Here is a 6,509-nt window from a genome sequence, read left to right as displayed (position 1 = left end):
TTATAAAACGAGCACGCGCCATACAGCCGGGAGACTGGTGAAGTTAGCCGTCAATACACGGGTCATCGTATTTCCTGAATATCAGCGCTATATCGTTTCTTAGTGAAGCACTATTTTCGGACACATGCGCATCCGCAAGGATGTACACTCCGCTGAACATTAAAAAAATAATCCAACAAAAGCTCCACAGAAAGAAACACATGACAACGATCATAGATAGAAATAACGGGGATAATTCAAACGCTGGATGGGCCGTACTGGTAGTAGTGCTAATGGTGGTTATTGGTCTTGGTATCGCCTACTTCAACGGGGCTTTCATGGGCACGAATGAAAAGACGATCGAAAAGACAACAGTCATTGAAAATAAAACAGTGGTCCTGCCCGCTGAGAAACCCGTCTTGGAAGTACCCGTCAAAATCGTCGTACCTGAGTAAGTGATCAGAGCATAGCTACAGTTAATAGAACCATTAAAATCAAGAGATGAATTATGAACTACGAATGTATGAAGGCCATTAGGCTGGATAAAAATAAAATCAGAAATCAGAAAATGACGCCTATCAAAAAGTTACTCTTTCAGGTAGTTTCTTTGGCTGTCTTGGGAGCTCTCGTGGGGTGGAGTTGGGGGACGACGGCCTCGGATCGTCAAGCATACGATCTGGCAAAAGGACTCTCTGTCGAGAAATACCGGACGCATGTCCTGTCAATATTCGGAAAAGGAACGGAAAAGGAAGAGGGCATCTGGTATGTGAATTTCTATGATCCGGATTCACCCACTAAAGGTAAGGTCGTGATCATCGAAAAGGGTGTCGTCACCCGATCCCACGCAGCCGCAGGAAGGGGTGTCTTTGATGATAACATGAGCTTTGATCCTACATTAACGACCGTTTCGGCTGAGGACGCATTGAAGACGGCACAAGCGTATGCAGTCAAAAATCAAATCGTCTATGACTCCACGCGAATGCTCTTGCGTCGTACTGCAGTCGGCAGTGCTCCGATCTGGCGTGTGGAACTCCTCCAAGAAGGACGTTCCAAGGGGTATGTCCTGTCGAAAGCCGAAGACGGATCTTTTGCCTCCTACTTGCCCCCGCCTCCAGTGACGAGTCGGAAGGAAAATCACTCAAATACCGGAGCAGAATTCTTCGGCAAAGAGGTGGAGAAAACATTCACTGGGATCGGTGCCGATCTTGAGGAATTCTTCACAGGTGAACGGACAGTAGATTGAGAGAGGGTATTTGCCTCTCTTCACTTCGATCACTGATAGGTATATAACTACGGACATGGAGTGAATAATCCGATCCCGCTCCGGCGGGATCAAATGGATACCTTCTTGAACCAATCATTAACCCACATCCAACAAGAGAGTCCTTATGAGTACGACAAAAAAACAGGATGATAAAACGGACGGCGGCACCGCCCACACAAAGAAGAACCCTGAATGTTCGCTGGAATTTTCAGAAGTCCCCCATGAGAGGCTGCTGGATGTCCTCGATGCGGTGGCATGGCTGACGTGCCCTGACCTGGAGCAAGTCTCCCAATTTGCAGATTTAGAGTCAAAGACCGCGGCAATGGTCGCTGAAAACGCACGGATACTCGGTCTTTTAGACGTCACCGATGATGGGCTGTACACACTTGTCCCCCCCTATCCCTTTGGTGGGACGATCCCGCAAAAACGTACGGTTGTCAGGGAGTGGATGTTGCGAATGCCCCTGCTGGTGAATGTACGCCAATTTCTGGCCCAGAACGAACCGATCGAGGCGGCCCTCAGAAAAGCAGCAGCCGTTCAAAGAATAGAAAACTTTGACCCTGACAAACTAGCCCCTCTTTTGTCCTGGGCGAAAAATCTCCATGCTCTGGAACCCGACCTCGGGTTAGAGGATCTTTATGAGGATGCGGCCGCCTCCAAGAAAGAACGTAATAACGACCACCCCAAGAAGCGGGTGGTGTTTTTATCGCGTTGCTCCAAAGATGATGCGGTCATCCGCCAGCTCGCCACGGATCTGGGCACGGAAGGGGTGAGCGTCTGGCTCCATGACCAGCGGGTACGACCTCTGGAATCAGCCGCCGAACGTATGGCGCAGGGATTGGTCGTATCCGATTATCTGCTCTTAGGAATGAGCCGGTACTCGGTGGAGGCACCTTGGATTAAAAAGGAATTAAACGAGTTATTCTTTGATGAAATCGCCCGGCGCGAAATCAGGATCGTCCCACTCAAGCTCGATGATTGTTTGATTCCGAAGCTCCTCATCGATATGGGTTTTGTTGATTTTTCGATCTCCTACAAGGATGGGCTGCGGGAGTTAATGACCCTGCTGGAAAATGACTTGAGTCCCATACCTCTGGAGCCTCAGGAGATTGTTTCAGGAAGCATTGTGGCACCCCTTAAACCCGAATCTGCAGTCTAGAGACCTACTCCCATGATCAAAGAAATCAATACAGCCATCGGAGTTTACTCGAAACTCCCGCGATACCGGGAGATTTTAGGCATACTTTATCGTTATGGTTTCGGGGACATGCTCAAGCTCATCCGTCTCCAGAAATCACTAAATCTGGACGATGATGACACCACTGACCCTGTCCCGACCGCGCCAACGGCGGAGGGTTCCCCCGCTGTCAGATTCCGGCAGGCCCTAGAGGAGCTGGGTCCCACCTTCATTAAGTTCGGCCAGATTTTAAGCAGTCGCCGTGATTTGATTGATGAAACACTTTTTATTGAACTCCATAAACTGCAGGCGACGGTGCCACCCTTTGACGGGCAGGAAGCCATTAGGATCATCGAAAGTGAACTCGGCAGACCCATTGAGGAATTGTTCCGGGAGTTTGATGAAACGCCTCTGGCATCCGCCTCACTCGCACAGGTCCACAGGGCTGTGGCCCGAGGAGGGGACGTTCTTGCGATCAAGGTGCAGAGGCCCGGGATCGCTAAGGTCATTGAGGGAGATGTGGAGATTCTCCTCTATTTAGCGACCTTTCTAGAAAATCACGTCGAGTCGTTGGCCGCGATTAATCCCGTGGGCGTGGTAAAGGAATTTACAAAGACACTCCTCAAAGAGCAAGATTTCACGATCGAAGCCCATAACCTCGAGCATTTCGCGAAAAATTTCAGTACGAACCGGACCATCCGTATTCCCCGGATCTACAGGGAGCTTTCTACTGAAAAGGTCCTGACGATGGAGTACTTCCGGGGTTACCCTGTGGACATGCCTGAAAACCTGCGCAAGCACGGCCTAGATCCTGTCAAAATAGCGAACAGGATGTCAAAATTGATTTTTCAGCAAATATTCCAGCACGGCTATTTTCACGGAGATCCACACCCGGGAAATCTCACGATTTTGAATGGGAACATCATTGCTTTTTATGATTACGGAATGATGGGACGTCTCACCCCGGCCTTTCAGGAAAATATCGCCTCCATGATCATGGGACTCTCCCAGAAGGACCATAATCTTGTCACACGATCGATTCTCGGAATGTCCATAGAGGGCGTAGCAGAGGATACAGACAAGCTCGAGCGTGATGTCGAATCGTTTGCTGGGGAACATCTCGATGTCCCGATGAAAGAGCTGAAACTGGGTTTTGTGCTCAACCGACTCTTGGAGGTTTTAATGAATCACAAACTCCGGATGAAGCCGGAATTTTATCTAGGGGTCAAAGCCCTGACACAAGTGGAGGCCATCGGTCAGGTGCTGGACCCCGATTTGAATTTTAATCATATTGGTGAGCCATACGCCAGAGAGGTCATGGAGAGAAAGTGGAGTCTGCCGGTGATCATGCGTAGTCTGATGGACACACTGGGCATGACAATCGATGCCATCAAAATCATGCCCCGGGAGATGCAGGACATCTACCAGAGACTCAAAAGTGGAAAGATGAATATTCCTGTCGATATCAAGATCAGTCCGGAAGGTTTTGAACCGTTGCGCAAAACTTTAAACCACATTGCGAACCGGATCTCGCAGGCACTCGTCCTTTCATCCCTATTAGTCCTCAGTGGACTGCTCTTTGTGGCGCGTGTCCCCCCGCTCTGGCATGGTATTCCGGTATTCGCGCTTGTGGCCGTCGGAATCGCCTTCCTGTCATGGTTGAGACACTGGATCACGATCCGCCGCCGTGGAGGCCTCTAACGACATTCATTTCACCGTGGAGACATGGAAACAGGCAATCAATAATATGACCACAGTCCAGATAAACACAAACGCACGCATCTTATTATAATGGACTTTTTACACCTCATCCCCGGGACCATCTTCATGCGTCCCTACGTATTCCTCTTTTTTGCCGCTTTTCTGCTGGTGGCAGTGCCTCACCTCGGTTGGAAGCGGGTCATGTCTTTTACGGTGATCGGATACCTGATCGCCTTTTGTTCCGAGTATGCATCCATTCATACCGGCTTCCCCTACGGCTGGTACTCCTACATCGATAAGACAAGTTCCCTCGAGCTCTGGGTTGCGGGGGTTCCTTTTTTTGATTCACTCTCCTTTGTATTCCTCTGTTATTGCAGTTTTGCGACGGCACTTTTTATTCTCTCGCCGCTGAAAACCACCGGGCGCGGTTCACTCCTTATCTTGGAAACCCGCGCCTTGCGGGGTTCCCTCTCCACCCTGATGCTCGGGGCGCTGTTGCAGACGTATCTGGACATTATCATTGATCCGGTGGCGCTGCGGGGTGAACGCTGGTTTCTCGGGAAATTTTACACCTACCATGAGGTAGGCCCCCACTTTGGCATTCCGCTGACGAACTACGTCGGTTGGTTTTTTGTCAGTCTCGTGATGATCTACGTGTTGCAGCGGATGACGTCCAGCCTGGGCCTGAGCGCGCGCCCCCCCGCGGGTGTGTGTTATTTCCGTAATAGTGGTCTCCTCCCAGTATTATTATATCTGGGCATCATGGCCTTTAATCTCACCATTGCCTTGATGATCGGGGAGGAAACCATCGCTGTGACAGGAATCCTCACCGTATTACTCCCATTCGTCATGGTCTCCCTGCTGGCGTACCAGCGGCTCGACCAGCACAGCCGGAAGGAACTCGACGAGCATCTCCGTGACATTCCCTGGTCACCGGCCGGTGGCCGCTCAAGGACAAAAACCGTTCTAAAGCCAGTGACTCCCGAGGAGATCGGCGTACCATTATTGGATTTTCAGCGAAAGCCCCGTCAACACACACTCATTGATACGATCCCCCGGCGATCGATGAAGCGGAATGGCAAAATAAACGGATATCGGAATAATAGACAATAACCCTCTCTCACCCCATTGACCAAAATCGCAGGATGAACGAGCAAATGCCACTGAGTGGTGGGTTAATTTTCTTTTAGAGTTTATTCACTTTTCACCCCCGAGGGGCGGGGGAGAGAATATTTCCCGAATCCCCTCACGATCCGGCTTAAATACCCTTTTCCTCTTTTGATATTGATTACGGCTGTTTGATTCCGTTCAATCTTTCCAAGTGCAGGAAGTCCCAGCGCAGTCTTTTTATCCTGATCGGTCGGGGACCGGTTTATCGAAAATGTGCCATTGACGGGGCACCGCGCGCCTAAAAATCCAAAAGTGCCCCCTTTTAATCTAACGGACTCCGGACACCCTGTCCGCCACGATTGAGTACATGCGTATAAATCATCGTCGTCGAAACGTCCTTATGTCCCAAAAGCTCTTGCACGGTCCGGATATCATAATGATTCTCCAGAAGATGCGTTGCAAATGAATGTCGGAGGGTATGGCATTTGACCGGTTTGGTCAGCTTGGCTTTCAGTCCAGCGGCTTTTACATATTTTTGCAGTCCATTTTCATGAATGTGATGTCGCCGCTTTTGACCGCTACGGGGGTCCACAGAAAATTGTCTAGATGGAAAAACATATTGCCAGCCTGGTTCCTGGTCCGCATTCGGATATTTCACACTCAATGCACCGGGCAAATACACCCGCCCGAATCCCATCCTCAGATCCTGCTCATGCAATCGCCTGACATTAATCAATTGTTTTTTCAAGGGTTCGTGCAACGACTGCGGCAGCATCGTCACTCGGTCCTTCGCTCCCTTTCCGTCCCTGACCATGATCTCTCCATAACCAAAATCGATGTCCTTGACCCGCAGCCGCACGCACTCCATCAAACGCATGCCCGTCCCGTAAAGCAGTCGCGCCATCAATCCATGTTCATCATCCGGCATAGCCTCCAGAAGGTCATGAACCTCCTTTTTGGTCAAGACCACCGGGCGTGTTTCAGGGGTTTTGGCACGGACGATACCATCCATCATCCCAAGATCACGTTCCAACACTTGCCCATACAGGAACACCAACGCATTCAAAGCTTGGTTCTGCGTGCTGGAGGCTACCTTTCTTTCCGTCGCCAAATGAGTCAGAAATGCGGCAACCTCCGCCCCGCCCATTTCAGAAGGATGCCGTTTCCCATGAAAAAGAATGTAACGCCGCACCCAGTCCACATAAGTTTGTTCCGTGCGAATCGAATAATGCCTTACCCGGATAGCTTCCCTCACACGCTCCAAAAGCTTCGGAGCCT

6 protein-coding genes are annotated in these 6,509 nt (G+C 50.3%); 5 read left to right on the top strand and 1 reads right to left on the bottom strand.

What is annotated here, in order from left to right:
- Positions 1–200 precede the first annotated feature (200 nt).
- From SGI98_02335 to SGI98_02315, 5 genes are all read left to right on the top strand, one after another.
- Positions 201–434, top strand: coding sequence for a hypothetical protein (locus tag SGI98_02335; protein MDZ4742241.1), 234 nt, complete (start codon positions 201–203; stop codon positions 432–434).
- A 53-nt stretch (positions 435–487) separates the two neighbouring features.
- Entirely contained in the window at positions 488–1,222 is a 735-nt protein-coding gene (locus SGI98_02330) for a hypothetical protein (GenBank protein MDZ4742240.1), read from the top strand.
- Positions 1,223–1,367: 145 nt separating this feature from the next.
- Entirely contained in the window at positions 1,368–2,402 is a 1,035-nt protein-coding gene (locus SGI98_02325) for a toll/interleukin-1 receptor domain-containing protein (GenBank protein ID MDZ4742239.1), read from the top strand.
- 12 nt (positions 2,403–2,414) lie between these two features.
- Positions 2,415–4,121, top strand: a complete 1,707-nt coding sequence (locus tag SGI98_02320; GenBank protein MDZ4742238.1) for an AarF/UbiB family protein — start codon at positions 2,415–2,417, stop codon at positions 4,119–4,121.
- Positions 4,122–4,211: 90 nt separating this feature from the next.
- Positions 4,212–5,234 (top strand): carotenoid biosynthesis protein, encoded by a 1,023-nt coding sequence (locus SGI98_02315; protein ID MDZ4742237.1) that lies wholly within the window; start codon positions 4,212–4,214, stop codon positions 5,232–5,234.
- Positions 5,235–5,553: 319 nt separating this feature from the next.
- On the opposite strand, the gene SGI98_02310 is transcribed toward SGI98_02315, so the two are convergent.
- Positions 5,554–6,509 (bottom strand): integron integrase (locus tag SGI98_02310; protein MDZ4742236.1); only part of this gene is annotated, 956 nt, incomplete at its 5' end.

The sequence above is a fragment of the Verrucomicrobiota bacterium genome, assembly GCA_034440155.1.
Lineage (GTDB): Bacteria > Verrucomicrobiota > Verrucomicrobiia > JAWXBN01 > JAWXBN01 > JAWXBN01.
The sequence above is the reverse complement of the archived record's forward strand: the minus strand, read 5'-3'. Positions and strand labels throughout refer to the sequence as shown.

What these genes read in the sequence shown, in the direction of transcription:
- SGI98_02335 (MDZ4742241.1), top strand. Translation starts at nt 201, where the DNA reads ATGACAACGATCATAGATAGAAATAACGGGGATAATTCAAACGCTGGA.
- SGI98_02320 (MDZ4742238.1), top strand. Translation starts at nt 2,415, where the DNA reads ATGATCAAAGAAATCAATACAGCCATCGGAGTTTACTCGAAACTCCCG.
- SGI98_02315 (MDZ4742237.1), top strand. Translation starts at nt 4,212, where the DNA reads ATGGACTTTTTACACCTCATCCCCGGGACCATCTTCATGCGTCCCTAC.
- SGI98_02325 (MDZ4742239.1), top strand. Translation starts at nt 1,368, where the DNA reads ATGAGTACGACAAAAAAACAGGATGATAAAACGGACGGCGGCACCGCC.
- SGI98_02330 (MDZ4742240.1), top strand. Translation starts at nt 488, where the DNA reads ATGAACTACGAATGTATGAAGGCCATTAGGCTGGATAAAAATAAAATC.